At 59.6% G+C, this 16,044-nt stretch carries 12 protein-coding genes; 10 read left to right on the top strand and 2 right to left on the bottom strand.

What is annotated here, in order from left to right; genetic code table 11:
• The first annotated feature begins 139 nt into the window (after positions 1–139).
• Positions 140–2,197, top strand: a complete 2,058-nt coding sequence (locus tag V8J88_RS04825; RefSeq protein ID WP_338848146.1) for a S8 family serine peptidase — start codon at positions 140–142, stop codon at positions 2,195–2,197.
• On the opposite strand, the gene V8J88_RS04820 is transcribed toward V8J88_RS04825, so the two are convergent.
• Positions 2,158–2,331, bottom strand: coding sequence for a hypothetical protein (locus V8J88_RS04820; protein WP_338848145.1), 174 nt, complete (start codon positions 2,329–2,331; stop codon positions 2,158–2,160). The two genes, V8J88_RS04825 and V8J88_RS04820, sit on opposite strands and share 40 nt — an antisense overlap.
• 48 nt (positions 2,332–2,379) lie before the next feature.
• Here V8J88_RS04820 and V8J88_RS04815 point away from each other — a divergent pair, with 48 nt between their 5' ends.
• Positions 2,380–2,772, top strand: coding sequence for a hypothetical protein (locus tag V8J88_RS04815; RefSeq protein ID WP_338848144.1), 393 nt, complete (start codon positions 2,380–2,382; stop codon positions 2,770–2,772).
• Positions 2,773–2,792: 20 nt separating this feature from the next.
• Here V8J88_RS04815 and V8J88_RS04810 read toward each other — a convergent pair whose 3' ends face one another.
• Positions 2,793–4,172, bottom strand: a complete 1,380-nt coding sequence (locus tag V8J88_RS04810) for a nucleotide pyrophosphatase/phosphodiesterase family protein (protein ID WP_338848143.1) — start codon at positions 4,170–4,172, stop codon at positions 2,793–2,795.
• A 297-nt stretch (positions 4,173–4,469) separates the two neighbouring features.
• Here V8J88_RS04810 and V8J88_RS04805 point away from each other — a divergent pair, with 297 nt between their 5' ends.
• The 8 genes from V8J88_RS04805 (at position 4,470) to V8J88_RS04770 (ending at position 15,946) form a co-directional block, all read left to right on the top strand.
• Positions 4,470–6,449 carry a hypothetical protein gene (locus V8J88_RS04805; protein WP_338848142.1) on the top strand — a complete coding sequence of 660 codons (1,980 nt, stop codon included), beginning with the start codon at positions 4,470–4,472 and terminating at the stop codon, positions 6,447–6,449.
• Positions 6,450–6,465: 16 nt separating this feature from the next.
• Complete coding sequence (locus V8J88_RS04800; RefSeq protein ID WP_338848141.1) at positions 6,466–7,557, top strand: ferritin-like protein; 1,092 nt, start codon at positions 6,466–6,468, stop codon at positions 7,555–7,557.
• Between the two features lie 68 nt (positions 7,558–7,625).
• Entirely contained in the window at positions 7,626–8,870 is a 1,245-nt protein-coding gene (locus V8J88_RS04795) for a 3-dehydroquinate synthase (protein WP_338848139.1), read from the top strand.
• Complete coding sequence (gene eboE / locus V8J88_RS04790) at positions 8,867–10,087, top strand: metabolite traffic protein EboE (RefSeq protein WP_338848138.1); 1,221 nt, start codon at positions 8,867–8,869, stop codon at positions 10,085–10,087. The genes V8J88_RS04795 and eboE overlap by 4 nt, the downstream gene beginning before the upstream one ends.
• Entirely contained in the window at positions 10,084–11,034 is a 951-nt protein-coding gene (locus V8J88_RS04785) for a UbiA family prenyltransferase (RefSeq protein WP_338848136.1), read from the top strand. The genes eboE and V8J88_RS04785 overlap by 4 nt, the downstream gene beginning before the upstream one ends.
• A 1-nt stretch (position 11,035) precedes the next feature.
• Positions 11,036–11,977, top strand: a complete 942-nt coding sequence (locus V8J88_RS04780; RefSeq protein WP_338848135.1) for an EboA domain-containing protein — start codon at positions 11,036–11,038, stop codon at positions 11,975–11,977.
• A gap of 23 nt (positions 11,978–12,000) precedes the next feature.
• The gene (locus V8J88_RS04775) at positions 12,001–13,080 is read left to right on the top strand and encodes a TatD family hydrolase (RefSeq protein ID WP_338848134.1); all 1,080 of its coding nucleotides are present in this window, start codon (positions 12,001–12,003) and stop codon (positions 13,078–13,080) included.
• A gap of 508 nt (positions 13,081–13,588) precedes the next feature.
• Entirely contained in the window at positions 13,589–15,946 is a 2,358-nt protein-coding gene (locus V8J88_RS04770; protein WP_338848133.1) for a fibronectin type III domain-containing protein, read from the top strand.
• The last annotated feature ends 98 nt before the right edge of the window (positions 15,947–16,044 follow it).

Here is a 16,044-nt window from a genome sequence, read left to right as displayed (position 1 = left end):
ACATACCCCCGGTATCGCATGCCACAATCGATCTGCAGTGGCGAAAATCAAACTGCAGACCGGTTTCAACCGGCGCATTCCACGGGACAATTTGCGGCAATGACCGCAAAGCCCATCCAAAAAAATCTGAGGAGACAAGATGAACCGCAATTCTTCATTGCGCCGGCAAGTGCTGGCTGCAAGCATCGCTGTGCTGTGCGCAAACGCCGCCCTGGCATCCCCCCAACAAGCGCACGTCACCAAAATCGACCGCCTGCTGCAACAACAAAGCATTGTTAAAGGCCCGCTCGAAGCCCTGATCCAAATCAAGGGCCAGGCTGACAAAAACGTGGTGAAACAGGATATGCACTGGCTTGACAAGCGCCATCTGTGGGTCAAGCAACTGCAAAACACCCATGGCCAGGCGCAAAAAGATGTGCTGGCATGGCTGGAAAAGAATGACATCGAACACAAATCCTTCTGGATTAACAACACCATCTACGTCAAAGCCGACAAGAGCGTGCTGGAAGAACTGGCCGAGCGCGATGATGTGGTGTTCATCTACGGCAACCCGACGCTGCAAAAGAAACGCCCTCTGCTGCCTGACAACAATGCGCAAGCCCTGGCCACGCTGGCCGGGGTGGAATGGGGCGTGAATAAAATCAATGCGCCCAAAGTCTGGGCCGCCGGCGTGACTGGCGCCGGCGTGGTGATCGCAGGCGAAGACACTGGTTACAAATGGGATCATCCGGCGATCAAAAACAAGTATCGCGGCTGGAATGGCACATCGGTCAACCACAACTACAACTGGTATGACGCAACCCACAGCGGCTCCTCCAGCTGCGCGCCGAATTCCAAAACCCCGTGTGACGACAACGGCCACGGCACCCATACTGTCGGCACCATGGTCGGCGACGACGGGGCTGGCAACCAGATCGGCGTGGCGCCTGGCGCGAAGTGGATAGGCTGCCGCAATATGATTGCCGGCGCCGGCACCCCGGCCACCTATACCGAATGCTTGCAATGGCTGATTGCGCCGACCGATGTCAACGGACAAAACCCTGATCCGTCGAAAGCGCCGGACATCTCCAGCCACTCCTGGGGCTGCACCACCTCGGAAGGCTGCACCTCGCAAGACGCACTGAAAACCGCTGTGCAAAACGTGGTCAACGCCGGCATCATGGTGATCGCCGCCGCCGGCAATGACGGTTCATCCTGCAGCACCATCGGCGACCCGCCGGCAGTGTATGACGCGTCGCTGACGGTCGGTTCGACCACCTCCACCGACACCATGTCGAGCTTCTCCTCACGCGGCCCGGTCGCCAGCGCGACGCGCACCAAACCGGACTTGAGCGCGCCCGGCTCCTCGGTGCGTTCGGCCTGGAGCAATGGTGCTTACAACACGATTTCCGGCACCAGTATGGCGACCCCGCATGTGGCCGGCGCGGCAGCTTTGCTGATCGCCGCCAACCCGTCCCTGCGCGGTAAGCCGGAACAAATCGCCACCCTGCTGCGCAGCACCGCTGTGCCGGTGTCGAATACGCAAAGCTGCGGCGGCGTGCCGGCTTCCACCTATCCGAATCCGGTGGCCGGTTATGGCCGTATCGACGTGTATGCCGCATATCTGAAAGCGATTGGCGGCACGCCGACGAATAATCCGCCGGTGGCGAATTACACCTTCAGCACGAATGGCTTGAGCGCAACCTTCACCGACACCTCGACCGATTCCGATGGCAGCATCGCTTCGCGCAGCTGGGACTTTGGCGATGGCACAACCGGCAGCGGCAGCCCGGCCAGCCGCACCTATGCGGCCGCCGGCACCTACACGGTGAAATTGACGGTGACGGACAACGGCGGCGCCAGCGCCACCAAGACCCAATCCGTGACCGTGGCCAGCAGCGGCGGCAATGTGTTGCAAAACGGCGTGGCCAAAACCGGCCTGTCCGGCGCATTGAACAGCAGCACCACCTACACCATGGCGGTGACGGCTGGCGCGACCAAGCTCAAGTTTGTCACCTCGGGCGGCACGGGCGATGCGGATATCTATGTCAAATTCGGCAGCGCACCGACCACCAGCAGCTATGACTGCAAGTCTGATGGCAGCACGAACACCGAAACCTGTTCGATTGCCACCGCCAAAGCCGGCACTTACTATGTGCTGGTGAAGGGCTACAAGGCTTACAGCGGCATGTCGCTGACCGGCAGCTTTACGCCGTAATCAGTTTTAGGTGGTAAATCAAACGGCATCTGCGGATGCCGTTTTTTTTTGCGTTGTGCGCCAAGGGGATGAATCCTGCCAGCAATGGGATGAGCTGGATTGGCCGCGCGGCGCTGGGCGAATATGATTTCCATACAGCAACACCAATGCAGTCAAATTCATCAAGCTTTTGGAGAATCATCATGCGAAATATGCTTTGCGCCCTCTTGCTCTGCAGCGCTGCCATCCTGCCCGCCACTGTCCACGCCGCTGATAGCGTGGGCGTGAATTATGTGAATTACCATCTGAATGCGAACCAAGTGATTGAAATTGTTGCGCCGGCGGCAAATACACGCGGGATTTACATCCGCAGCACCGCCCTGACCTCGTATGCCGGCGGGGCCACCGCGCTGTTTGCAGACACCAGCGCCCCGTCCCCGCCGGGCAATTGGAAACGGCCGATTTTTGTGGTGCATGGTTTTGCTTCAGGTAATGATTACAATTCCTCAGCCTCGATTTACGTCCCGGTTGGCCAAGGTTTGTATGTGATGGCGCAGGGCGCAGCCGGGGCCATCAATATGAGCTGGGACGAATAAGCCGCCTCCAGCAAGCCGGCCTAGGCGCCGAATATGCGCGCCAAGGCCAGCGCCTTGATATCCGTCAGCCCCAATTCCTGCTGCGGCAAGATGTCCGGTCTGTCACATATCAAGACTGGCGCATGCGCCCCGCTGGTCATGCGTCCATGCGAGCCTTTGACAATCGAGGCGTCCAGTCCGATCAGATTCATGACCGTGCGCATGCCCAGTTTGCGCAACAAGAGTTTTTTGGCTGCCGCGAGTTCAGGCATGCGGATGGCGGGATCAAAGAATAATTCCGCCGGATCGTAACCCGGCTTGCGGTGGATCTCCACGGTGCGCGCAAAATCCGGCGCGCGCGCATCATCTTCCCAGTAGTAATAACTGAACCAGGCGTCGGCTTCGGCCAAGACCACAATCTCGCCCGAACGTGCATGATCCAAACCCAGTTCGGCGCGCGCCGCCCCGCTCCACACCCCGGCCACACCGGGAATCTGCGCCAGCAGGCGCGCCACCTCCGGCACGCGCGCCGCATCGGCCACATATACATGCGCGATTTGATGGTCAGCCACCGCAAATACGGGACAGGAAGAAGGGTCCAGAATCTCAGCGCCATCTTCATGCCGCAGCGTCAACCAGCCGGCAGCGCGCAAATGCCGATTCAAGTGCACCACTCTGGAGACTGGCGTAATGCCATATTCCGACACCAGCATCACGCTGCGTCCCGCGCTTTGCGCCGCGTCGATCAAATCGCCGGCCACTTGATCAATCTCACGCAAGGATTGCTGCACTGCAGGGTGTGTCAGATCCGGGCCATAACGTTGCAAGTCATAATCCAGATGCGGCAAATACACCAGGCTCAGGGTGGGATCAAAGCGCTGTATGGCGTCGCGCGCTGCCCCGGCAATCCAGCGGCTGGAGGCGATGGAAGTGGCCGGACCCCAAAACTGAAAGAGGGGAAACTGTCCCAGCTTTGCTTGCAATTGATCGCGCCATTGCGCCGGCGTGGTCAGGCAATCCGGCAGCTTGCGGCCATCCGCCTTGTAAATCGGGCGCGGCGTGGCCCCGACATCATGACTGGACGCCATGTTGTACCACCAGAACAAGTTGGCGCAGGAAAAGGCCGGATCGCGCCGCTTGCCGGCCTGCCAGATTTTTTCGCCGCCCATCAGCCTGTTGGACTGGCGCCAAAACCAGATTTCCGCCAAATCGCGGAACAGCCAGCCATTGCCGACAATCCCATGTTCTTGCGGCGTCAGGCCGGTCAGCATACTGGCCTGGGCCGAACAGGTGACGGCAGGCGTGATGCCGCGTAAAGTGCGCAGCTCGCCGGCGGCGGCAAAGGCGCGCAGGCGCGGCGTGAATTCGCCCAGTACATGCGAGGTCAAGCCAACCACATTCAACAGCAGTAAGGATTGCATCTGATCAATACTTTCCGTGCAGAAAAAAGGGGACAAACCAAAGGCGCAGGATGTCGCGAAAAAGCCGCATCCGCAGACGCTTTTGCGATTGTAGCCGCTTTCGCCAGCGGCGCCCGCTTATACTCGCGCGGTATCTGCTTGCCACAGATTGATCGATCCGCTTTGCCATACAGCAATGATTGCCTGCCGGCAAGCCGCCTGTAATCAAGCGTAATCGAAGACTGTGAAACTGTCCCGCATACTGGTTTTTGCCGCACCTCCAATGCGCCCCGCTGCCACCTAGCCAAGGAGCTGTTCATGAGTTATCTCCAGTTTCCCCGCCTGGCGTTTTCCGGTTTGTTCCAGGCCGATGTATCGACTGTCAACAACGATCCACGGCACTTTGACAATGCCACCTTCAACCCCGCATTTCAAACTCCGCAACAAGGCAGCACCTTTAATGGCTGGTGGAATCCGATGGGCAGCGGGATTTTCGCACTCAAAGATTGCCTGGTGAAAAGCGTCATGACGCCGCAGGGCGAAGAGCAGGACAACGCCAGCCAGGATGGCGCGATCGGTCTGATCGTCGGCAACGCCTTGAACCGCCCCTCCGGCAAAATGGTTGATCTGGATCCGGATTGGCAGCTCGCCTCCTCCATCTATGGTCAGGGCATCACCCTGTGCAATGCGAGTGGCGAAGTGTTATTCGCCGGCGAGTATGAAGCCAACGCCTTCCGCGATTTGTGGTTTTCGCGCACTTCCGGCGAAAGCGCCGACAGCGCCGCCTCCGCCATGTTTCAGTCGATTTTGACTGATGTGCAATGGAATGCGGCGGCAATCGCTGCCAGCAACAGCGCGGTGCTGCAAGCACTGATGCAGATTTCGCAAGGGCAAAACAACACCCTCTCGATCCGCCTCACCACATATGGCTTTGACGCCACTCTGGGCGATCCTTATTTCAGCTATGGCGTGCTGCTGGGCGCGATTGGCCCGGCGTATGCGGATGAGCCGCACTCCTTCATCCTGGGACGGCGCTTCATGCCGTATGGCAATGGCGGGGCCACCAATGGCAATAATCCCAACATCAACACCAACGGCACAAATATTCCGCCGAGTACGCCGGCGATCACCTGTTTTTCCAGCGTGGTGACAGGCAATACCCTGCAGGTTGATTTGAGCAACGCCATGCCGCTGTATTATGATCCGTCCCAAACCAGCCTGCCGAATCAATTCCGGGTCAGCAGCATGGGCGAAAACATGGTGTTCGCGCTGTTGAATGACGCCAATGCGCAGCAAAACACGGTGATTGAAAAAAGCGCATATATCAAACTGGCGGCGCTGGATTATTCGCAAAGCCGGCAATTGGCCGGCTCCGGCATCCAAAGCGTGCCCTTGCCAGCCGCTGCGTTGGCGGCCTGTGCGAATCAACCATTTGCCCTCTTGAATGTGCTGGACGCCAGCGGCGACGCCTTCATTGTGGTGCGCGAGGGGGCCGGTGGCCTGGAGATCCGCTCCGACCAAATCACCTTCCGTCTCGATCCCAACGACGCAACGCAAAATCAAGTGCAAAGCACGGTGTATGTGGCGCAATACGGCCAGCCGCTGGCAGGACAGGAAGTGGTGTTCTGTCCCACCGGCCCGTTGCCTGACAATGGCGACACACCAACCGACAGCCCGCCGCAAACCACGCCGAAAGCCGCCGTACCGGTGAATAATCAGCCGGTCGGGGCGATCAGCTGCAGCGCCAGCGGGCCAAGCGACGCCAAGGGCAAAATTCAAATCACGCTGCAAGGCCCGGCCAGCTTCGGCGCGCCGCGCGCATATATGGATGGCCAGCTGTATATGATCAGCTACAACCTGGCCGGACAGCAAACCACGGTGCAGCAGCAATTTGATGTGCTGGCGGTGCTGCTGTTTTCCAGCTTCAGCGCGCCCAATCCTGTCACCTGGGAAGTGGTGCAACCGATTTTGCAGCAATACGCCAATCTGTATCCGGTGATGAGCCAGGGCTTGTTTGATTTTTCGCAGCAGGCGCAAGCCGACGCCAACGCTTTTATCTTGCGCTTTGTGTTTGACAAGCCGATTGACGACCCGGATCAAATGCCGGTCACGCGCGACTTATCTTCCAGCAAGCGCGCCGCGCTGATCCAATATTTTGATCAAGTGCTGCAAGCCCAGGGCCGGCCGGCCAGCATGTTGCAAATGTTCAATCAGCGCTGCCCGACCCGTGGCGGCGGCGCACGCGCTGCCTGCCCGCATAGCGGCGGCGCGCAAGCTGTCCCTCCTCGCAAGGCTTGAGAAAAGGAAACTGACCATGTTACGCATCAACCGCGATTTGCTCAGCCAATTGCAAACCACGCCAAACCAGGCAAGCATCGTCGCTGCGCTGAATTTGGCGGTGCAGCTTGAACTCTCCACCATTCCGCCCTATCTGACCGCGCTGTTTTCCGTGCAAAGCGGCAGCAACCGCGCCGCCGCCGCGCTGGTGCAATCGGTGGTGACAGAAGAAATGTTGCACATGACCTTAGCCGCCAACACCCTGATTGCGATTGGAGCCAATCCCGACATTGTGACGCTGGCCAATGAATTGCAATACCCCGGCGCCTTGCCCGGCAAAGTGGACAATAATTTGCAAGTCAGCCTGGCTGCGCTCAGTAAAGAGCAGGTGTACAAGGTGTTCATGGCGATTGAAAAGCCGGACACCAGCGATATCCTGCCAGGCGAAAGCGCGCCCAATCCAGACCCGCATGTGCCGGGCGAATTCGCATCCATCGGCGAGTTTTACCAAGCCATCATGGCGGCGATTGCGGCAGTGCAAGCCAGCGGCGTGAATCTGTTCGCCAGCCCGCGCACCGCACAGCAGGTGGATATCAGCAAATGGTTTCCCCCCGTTAAAAGCGCGCCGGCGCAAGGCTATGTGGTGGATCAAAACAGCGCCAACGCGGCCTTGCAAACCATCATCAACCAGGGCGAAGGAGTGGACGCCAGCGGCGACGCCTGGCTGCCCACGGATTGCGACGGCAGTTATGCACACTATTTCAAATTCGGCGAAATTTACTATGGCGCGACATTGGTGCGCGATGCCGCCGCGCCGTCCGGCTGGTCATATAGCGGCGCACCGGTGAGCCTGGACAGCAGCACGATTTACAACTTCGCGCCAAACGCCGCTTTATCCGACTATGCCGAAGGCAGCGGGGCAAGGGTGTTTGGTGAAAATTTCTACAACACCTATCAAATGTTATTGGGCAGTTTGAACAGCGTATTCAATGGCGCGCCGGATCAATTGAACGCCGCCATGGGCTTGATGTATCAGCTCAAACTGATCGCCGCACAAGTCGCGCAATACCCCGCCGGCGGCAGCGCTGGCGTGGCGGCGGCCCCGCCGTTTATGTTGACCCATGCATAAGCAACACAGCAGCAAGCCGGGCCGGAAATCAGCCATGCGCCCGGCGTTTTTGGCAAGAGGAGGAAAGCATGCAACTGGCCCATTGGCGACATGAAAATGCAGAGGCCGAACAAACCCTGCAATTGGCATACAGCTTTCCATTGATTAATACGCGCGATGTGTTTGCGCCGGACAACCCGGCCTTGCTGCAAGCCTTGTGCCGGCGCGAACCGGATAAACGCCAGCGCCTCGCCATTTTCCTCGACAGCGGGGTGGCGCAAGCCATGCCGGAGCTGTGCGCACGCATCCAGGCGTATGCGCAGCGCCATGCGCAGCATATGGAAATCATCGGCGACATCATCATCACACCCGGCGGCGAAGCCTGTAAAAACGATGTGCAGCAACTCTGGCGCCTGCTCGACGCCCTGGCCGAGCGCCGCATCGACCGCCACTCTTACGCCCTGGCGATAGGCGGCGGCGCAGTGCTGGATGCGGTTGGCCTGGCTGCGTCCCTGTTTCATCGCGGCGTGCGTCACATCCGCCTGCCAGCCACCGTGCTGGCGCAGGCAGACAGCGGCGTCGGCGTGAAAAATGCGATCAATTGGAATGGTCAGAAAAACCTCTTGGGCAGCTTTGCGCCGCCCTGGGCGGTGATCAATGACAGCTGCTTTATCGACAGCCTGCCGCCGCGCGAAAAGCGGGCCGGCATGGCCGAAGCGGTGAAAGTGGCCTTGATCCGCGACGCCCTGTTTTTCCACTGGCTGGAAGCGCAGGCGGCGCATCTGGCGCGCTTTGAGCCGTGCGCCATGAGCGCCCTGATTGAACGCTCAGCGCACCTGCATTTACACCAGATCACGCATGGCGGCGACCCGTTTGAACACGGCTCCGCGCGCCCGCTCGACTATGGCCATTGGATTGCGCACAAGCTGGAGCGCTTAAGCCGCCATGCCCTGTCACATGGCGAAGCAGTGGCGCTCGGCCTGGTGCTGGATGCGCGCTATGCGGTGCAATGCGGCCTGCTGGCGGCAGGCGAGGAAGTGCGCATCTGGCGCTTACTGCGGCAACTCGGCTTTAGCCTGTGGCATGCGCAATTGGCGGCCTGCGATGCGCAAGGCCGCTTATGTCTGCTGCAGGGCTTGGAAGAGTTTCGCGAACATCTGGGCGGCAGCCTGTGCATCACCCTGTTGCGCGGCATCGGCCAGGCCTGCGAAGTCGATCAGATTGATGCGCAACAGGTGTTGCACGCTTTGCACTGGCTGGCCCGGCAAGAGGGACAGGATGAACAAGCCCTGCCGGCATTGAACGGAGTGGCGGAACGGAGATTGGCGTCATGAAATTATCCATGCTGCCCGGCAAACCGCATCTGGGCTATTGCAGCAATATCCACGCCGGCGAAACCCTGGCGGAAATTGAAGCCGGCTTGCGCCAACACCTGCCCCTGTTGCGACAACACTTGCAAGCCAGCGGCGTGCTGGCGCCGCGCGCCCCGCTGGGCCTGGGTTTGCGCCTCTCGGCGCAGGCCGCAGCCGCCTTGCAAGCCAGCGTCACGCTGCAGGAATTCGCCGCCCTGCTCGACAATCTCGGCGCCTATGTGTTCAGCATCAATGCCTTTCCATATGGCGAATTCCACCGCAAGCCGGTCAAACAACAGGTGTACGAACCGGATTGGAGCAGCTCGCAGCGGGTGCGCTACAGCAGCGATTGCGCGCGCGTGCTGGCAAGCTTATCGCCCCTGGGCGAAGCCGGCAGCATTTCGACTGTGCCGCTGGGCTGGCGCAACGCCAGCCCGGATCATGAGCGCATCGCCGCCATGCTGCCGCAATTACAGGCTGCCGTGCTTGCCCTGGTGCAAGTCGAACGTGAAGCCGGGCAGCGGATTTGTCTGGCGCTGGAGCCGGAACCCGGCTGTCTGCTGGAAAACGGCGCGGATGCGCTGGATTTTTTCCGCCAATACTGGCTGGCTGCAAGCAATTTGCGACAGCTGGCGCAACTCCTGCACTGCAATATCAATCAGGCCGAGCGGATTGCGCGCCGCCATCTCGGCCTGTGTTTTGATGTCTGTCACAGCGCAGTGGAATTTGAAGAACCGCGCCAGATTTTGCAACAAGCCCAGGATTTGGGCGTGAGCGTGGCCAAAATCCAGCTCTCCAACGCCTTGCGCATTCCAGCCATGCATGCGCAGCTGGCGCCGCAGTTGCAGGGTTTTGACGATGGGGTGTATCTGCATCAAGTGGTGCGCCGCCAACACGCCAGCCTGTTGCGCGATAATGATCTGCCGCAAGCGCTGGCCAGCGCCAGCGCAGAATGGCCGCAGCAGGAATGGCGCATTCATTGCCATGTCCCGCTATTCTGGGAAGGCGAGGCGCAAATCGGCCCGACGCGACAGGAATTACGGCAAACTTTAAGCCTGTTGCGCGAGCAAGCCATCAGCCCGCATCTGGAAATCGAAACATATACCTGGGATGTGCTGCCGCCGGCCTTGCGCGGCATGCACAAAGCAGAAGCGATTGCGCGCGAATTTGAATACGTTTATCGGGAATTGCAGTCATGAACACCCTCAGCTCAAGAGGCAAAATCAGCGTCTGGTTGCGCTTAGGCCGCATCTCCAATCTGCCCACTGTGTGGAGCAATGTGCTGGCGGCCCTGCTCATCGCCGGCGGCGCGATGCCGCACCCGTCCCTGTTGTTGCTGCTGATGCTGGCGCTTTCCCTGTTTTATGTCGGCGGCATGTATTTAAATGACGCATATGACAGCGCGATTGACGCGCGCGACCGCCCGCAACGCCCGATCCCGGCAGGCCAGGCGCAAAGTACAACCGTGTTCGCCGCCGGCTTCGCCATGCTGGGGGCCGGCTGGCTGATGTTGAGCCAGGCCGGCAAAGCGCCCAGCATTTTATATGGCGCGCTGCTGGCCGGCTGCATCGTGCTCTACAACGTCTGGCATAAAGACAATCCGGTCAGTCCCCTGATTATGGGCAGTTGCCGCGCCCTGGTGTATTTATGCGCCGGCAGCGCACTCGCGTTGCATCCGGATGCGCCGGGCGGCTGGCTGATTTTGCCGGCGGCTGGCGCGCTGTTGCTGCACATCGTCGGCCTGAGTCACGCCGCGAAACAGGAAGATCAACACCGCCTGCTGCGCAATTGGCCGCTGGCCGCGCTGGCCCTGCCGCCGCTGTATTTTCTGGCGCTGTGGTGGCGGCAAAGCGCTGCGGAATGGCAAATTCTGGACAGCCTGTTTGTCTGCATGCTGGCGCTGTTGCTGGGCGCGCTGGGCAAAGCGCTGCGGCTCTTATTCAGCATCCGGCGCGGCGCCCAACCGCGCGCCCGCATCGGCCAGGTGGTGGCGCAATTGATCGCCGCCACCAGCCTGCTGGATGGGGTGGCGCTGCTGGCCTGCCAGCCCGCGCTGCCGCCCGCCAGCGCGCTGCTGGCCGCCGCCGCCTGCGCCCTGGCCTGGATGTTGACCTTATTTTTCCAACGCACCATCCCCGGAACCTGATATGCATCCCCTGCTCCCCGCCGAAACCTGGGCCGACTGGCGCGCGCAATTGCCGCAAATACAAAGCTGTTTGCAAGAATGGATCAGCGCGCGCGCCAGCGATCCGGCCTGGTATCTGGCGCAATGCCAGATCCTGGCCAGCGCCACACCATCCGACCGTCCCTTGAATCTCCTGTTTAAAGCCCTCGGGCTGGCGGCGCGCAAACTGGGCAAAGCGGATCTGGCGCTCAGTGCGGCGCAATTGCAGGCTGCGCAAACTGCGCGCGCCGGCTGGGACCCCTCGCGCTGGAGTGTGGATCAGGCCGCGCGCAGCGGCTTGATTGTGTGCACACTGGCGCACTTGCCGTCGATGGAGGCTTGCGCAGCGCTGCTTGAGCAAATCGCCGAACAAAGCGAGATCCAAGAGCAAATCGCGCTGTATCAAGGCTATGCGCTCTACCCGCAGCACCCGCTTTTGCTCCCGCGCGCGCGCGAAGCGGTGCGCAATGGCATGCGCCCGGTGTTTGCCGCGTTTGCTTTGCGCAATCCCTGGCCGCTGGCGATGTTTGACGAAGCGGCCTGGAATCAGATGGCGGTCAAAACGTTTTTCCTTGACCTGCCCTTGTGGCCGGTGCAAGGCTTGAGCGCGCGCGCAAATCCGGCCTTGAGCGCGATTCTGTATGATTTATTGTGCGAACGGCGCTCCGCCGGACGCGCCATCAGCGCAGAACTCTGGCGTATGCTGGCCTTGTGTCCCGACGCCAGAATCTGCGCCGTCTTGCAAGACCTGGCGCAACAGGCTGCGCCCGGCAGCGCCCTGCGCGCCGCGCTGGCGCGCGCGGTGCTGGAGTCGGGCGCGCCGGAATTGGATGCGCTGCGCGCGCGCCTGGCGCAAGAATATGGCGCCGCGATGCAAGACGGCAGTCTGGCGGATTGGCCGGCGCTCGCCCCCTGGCAGGAATGAACCGCATTGGAAAGTGAGTTGATATGAGCAGCGAAGTGGATCACAGCACGATTGAAGAAATGTTTGGCGGCAGAAGCGTCGCCTGTCCCTGTTGTCAGAACACGCTGACGCCGGCGATGTTGCTGCAACTGTGGCAAGAGATGCAAGCGCTGCAAGCCGATCAAAGCGCATTTGCGCGCTTGCCAGCCGGCAGCGGCGCACGCTTGATCGATCCGCATGCGCATATGATTGCGCGCACCACCGACGATTATGAAGCGATGGCCAAAGCCGGGATTGTGGCGGTGATTGAGCCGGCCTTCTGGCTGGGACAGGCGCGCACCAATGTCGGCAGTTTTATCGACTATTTTTCCACCATCACCGGCTTTGAGCGCTTCCGCGCCGGGCAATTCGGCATCCGCCACTATTGCGCGATCGGCTTGAATCCGAAAGAAGCGAATAACCGCGCGCTGGCCGATGCGGTGCTGGATGTGTTGCCGCGCTATCTGGCCAAGGAAGGCGTGGTGGCTTTGGGCGAAATCGGCTTTGATGAACAAACCGCAGAAGAGGAACGCGCCTTGCGCGCGCAAATCGAGCTGGCCAAAGAATTTGATTTGCCAATCATGATCCATACCCCGCACCGCGATAAAAAACAGGGCACCAGCCGCACCATGGATGTGCTGGAATCCTGCGGCTTTGATCCGGCGCGCTGCGTGATCGACCACAATAATGAAGAAACTCTGGAAGAAGTGTTAGCGCGCGGCTATTGGTGCGCTTTCACGATTTACCCTTCAACCAAAATGGGCAATGAGCGTCTGGCGGCGATTGTGGAAAAACACGGCCCGCAGCGCATCATCGTCGATTCGGCTTGCGACTGGGGCGTATCCGACCCGCTGGCGGTGGCCAAATCCGCCCGCCTGATGGCCGCACGCGGCATTCCGGCAGAAGTCATCGCTCAGGTTTGCTACAGCAATGCGCTGGCGGTGTATGGCTTGAATGGCGAAATGTGTGAAGCGCACTGGACTAACCCATCCCCTATTGATCAACGCACTTTATATGGCGGCAATTCCGTGTTGCGGGGACAGGCGCCGCGCATTGATCCGGCGCAACCGGATGTGATTGTCTGATAGGCAGCTGCAGCGCGCGGGATCGCCTGATCCAGTGCGCTGCCGCCCGATATGGGGCTGCACTGTCATGCCGCCTGCGTAAAAAGGGGCAGACTGAATTAAGCCAAGGTTGAAATTTTCGGCGCACCAAGGTTTCCACAAAGAAATGATGTTTCTATGTGGACACATATGTTTCGCCATGTTACGATTCATTGCGTAATACAACAGCTGCCGACACTGCTGCGGCAGTTTGTTTTACGAAATCAGACAATCTCATCTGCTGACCAGCCTGTACGGTCATTTCCCGTTCCACCTGTATTTGCCATCCCTGGCAAAGCGTTGGCGCGTGCAATGGCCGTCAGCCAGTCCAACAAATCCGCCAGCCGGCCCTAACCATTGCGCAAACCGCGTGATGGTGACGCACGTCTGTTCAAACCATATTGCTGCTGTTTTTGCGGCAAGGGGACATTGTTGCCTGAAAAAAGCAGCCGGGATGTCTGTCAACCTCAAACCTCTACGGAGTTTTTTCATGTCAAGACATTCTGTCTTCACCCTCAAACGCAGTCTGTGCGTGCTGCCCCTCCTGTTTGCCGCACAAGTGCAAGCAGTTGAATTTGAACCATCGCCGAATATCCGCTACAAAACCATGCAATCCGGCACAGGCTGGAAGCTGGTGAGTGTTCCCAATGAAGCCATGCCGGGTGGCGTTTTCACCCCGCCGCCGGCGCCCCTGCCGCAACAGCAAATGCTGAGCAAGAGCGGCGTAGCCAGCACCAGCTCGGTGAGCGGCGAAACCATGATGTACATGATTGAATCGTCTTCCGGCTTGAGCAACGCTCCCTTGCCCGCCGAACTGAAAAACGATTTGGCCAATGAATTCTCCAACAGCGCCATCATGCTGCGTAAGAGCGGCAACAAGCAGATGATGGCCAGCGTCAATAATGTCAGCGCCAGCAGCGGCACCGTGATCTATGTGCATAAAGGCGTGGCTGACGCGATGGCCGCCGGCACCGTGCAACAGCAATATGGCGCCTTTGTCGAGCCGGATGGCGACAGCGGCGGCGTGATGAGCGCGCAACAGCTGAGCAATGGCGCAGCACAACCGACCTTGTTTGGCTGCGGCGGCAAATGGTATGCCCGCTCCAAGGGCGGCAGCTTCAATGTCAATAATTTAGACCGCTCCAAAAATTTCAATATCGGCGGCGGCTTCTCCGGCACCATCGGCGCTGATTTCCCGGTGACAGGTAAGATTGATTACACCTTCAACTATTCTTACCGCGCCAATTCCTGTATCAAGATCCCGTATGCCGTGCGGTTTGACAATATCCGCGCCAAGGGTGATTTGAACCTGAACAGCAGTATGTTGTCGCTGTCCGGCTCGATCAACTACAAGTACAACTGGAGATCGCCGAAAACCACGCTGTATAACAACTCCTGGACCTTCTTCGTCGGCCCGATTCCGGTGGTGCTGGGTCTGCATGTGCCGCTGTTCTACGGCGTGGACGTTGACGCCAGCCTGGGCGGCTCGGTCTCGCTGACCAATGCCGGCAGCGGTGTGTACAGCTTTGATTACACCTGTACCCAAAGCAGCTGCAGCGGCTCGAACAATTCGACCGTGCAATTCCAGAACAACAACCCGGGCTCGAACAGCGCGGTGTCCTTGAAAGTGGACGCCAAGCCTTATGTGGCGGTGGAAGCCATCGGCTATCTGTACAGCCAATGGTTCCTGAGCGCCGGTCTGGGTGTGGAAATCGGTCTGCCTTCGACCTACTGGGCTTACAGCGGCAATAACTGCGGCGACGCGAATGGCGACGGCACGCTTGAAACCTTGAAGAGCTCGGTGCTGGACGTGAATGCGCAATTGGCGCTGTACGGCAAATGGCAGCTGGTGGGTAAAGAAAACTGGAGCTGGATGGACTGGAAGATTTCCATCTTCGGTTGGGAAGTGTTCAAGGTTGAAGATTACACCTTGCGCGAAAAAGCCCCGTTCTACGCACTGCGCCGCAATCTGTACTTCAAGGAATTCGCCAACCCGGCCACCAGCGCGCTGACCCCGATGATCATCGGCCCCAGCACTGTCCCGGCCACCACTTCCGGCTACAGCGTGCAAATGCGTTCCTGCGTGCCGTTCAAAGACAAGGTCAATTACGTGATTGACTGGGGTGATGGTACAAGCAATTCGTTTGCCGGCGACGCCAACAAACCGAATTACCAAGCGCACAACTGGAGCAGCACCGGCGCCAAGACCCTGCGTGTGACCGCGACTTCGGACGCGATCAAGCGCAACTTCGGCAACATCAGCAGCACCCGTCAGATCAATGTGGAAGCCCTGCCGGCGCCTGGCGCACCGGCTTCGATTTCCGCACCGGCCATGTCCGGCAGCAGCCTGACTGTGAGCTGGGGCGCCGCCAGCGGCACCGTCGCCACCTATGAATTGCAAGGTCAATTCAACAATGGCGCCTGGACCACTTTGGCCAACCTGAACGCGCTGTCCACCAATCTGAACCTGGCCCTGGGCAGCCACAATCTGCGTGTGCGTGCTTGCAACAGCTCCGGCTGCGGCCCGTTCTCGTCCACCGTGCCGGTAACCGTGGCAGCCGCCCCGGCCAAGCCGACCCTGAGCGTGCTCCCGGTTGATCTGTGCGTGGGTGAAAACGAAGCCAGCTGGAACGCTGTTCCGGGCGCCACTTCATATCGCCTGTTCCGCGCCTCGGTAAACGATCCGACCCGCGCCACCCTGCTGCGCACTGTGAGCACCACGTATGAAACCGTGATGGTGCGCTCGCTGAGCTACATCTGGGTGAAAGCTTGTAACGGCGAGGTTTGCAGCGACTTCTCCAACTATGGCACTGCACGTTATCAAAACGTGAAGATCTGCATGATGTAAGCAACACTGTTGGAATGAAAAACGCCGGCTTGCGCAAGCAGCCGGCGTTTTTTTATGGAGTGCGCGGATTTGTATGCCAGCACCTATCCTGCGCCACA

This window comes from Massilia sp. W12, assembly GCF_037300705.1.
In the GTDB taxonomy this organism is placed as follows: Bacteria; Pseudomonadota; Gammaproteobacteria; order Burkholderiales; family Burkholderiaceae_D; genus JACPVY01.
Note: the sequence above shows the minus strand (reverse complement) of the source record. Positions and strands in the feature narration are given on the sequence as shown.

What these genes read in the sequence shown, in the direction of transcription:
- V8J88_RS04825 (WP_338848146.1), top strand. Translation starts at nt 140, where the DNA reads ATGAACCGCAATTCTTCATTGCGCCGGCAAGTGCTGGCTGCAAGCATC.
- V8J88_RS04820 (WP_338848145.1), bottom strand. Translation starts at nt 2,331, where the DNA reads ATGGAAATCATATTCGCCCAGCGCCGCGCGGCCAATCCAGCTCATCCC.
- V8J88_RS04815 (WP_338848144.1), top strand. Translation starts at nt 2,380, where the DNA reads ATGCGAAATATGCTTTGCGCCCTCTTGCTCTGCAGCGCTGCCATCCTG.
- V8J88_RS04810 (WP_338848143.1), bottom strand. Translation starts at nt 4,172, where the DNA reads ATGCAATCCTTACTGCTGTTGAATGTGGTTGGCTTGACCTCGCATGTA.
- V8J88_RS04805 (WP_338848142.1), top strand. Translation starts at nt 4,470, where the DNA reads ATGAGTTATCTCCAGTTTCCCCGCCTGGCGTTTTCCGGTTTGTTCCAG.
- V8J88_RS04800 (WP_338848141.1), top strand. Translation starts at nt 6,466, where the DNA reads ATGTTACGCATCAACCGCGATTTGCTCAGCCAATTGCAAACCACGCCA.
- V8J88_RS04795 (WP_338848139.1), top strand. Translation starts at nt 7,626, where the DNA reads ATGCAACTGGCCCATTGGCGACATGAAAATGCAGAGGCCGAACAAACC.
- eboE (WP_338848138.1), top strand. Translation starts at nt 8,867, where the DNA reads ATGAAATTATCCATGCTGCCCGGCAAACCGCATCTGGGCTATTGCAGC.
- V8J88_RS04785 (WP_338848136.1), top strand. Translation starts at nt 10,084, where the DNA reads ATGAACACCCTCAGCTCAAGAGGCAAAATCAGCGTCTGGTTGCGCTTA.
- V8J88_RS04780 (WP_338848135.1), top strand. Translation starts at nt 11,036, where the DNA reads ATGCATCCCCTGCTCCCCGCCGAAACCTGGGCCGACTGGCGCGCGCAA.
- V8J88_RS04775 (WP_338848134.1), top strand. Translation starts at nt 12,001, where the DNA reads ATGAGCAGCGAAGTGGATCACAGCACGATTGAAGAAATGTTTGGCGGC.
- V8J88_RS04770 (WP_338848133.1), top strand. Translation starts at nt 13,589, where the DNA reads ATGTCAAGACATTCTGTCTTCACCCTCAAACGCAGTCTGTGCGTGCTG.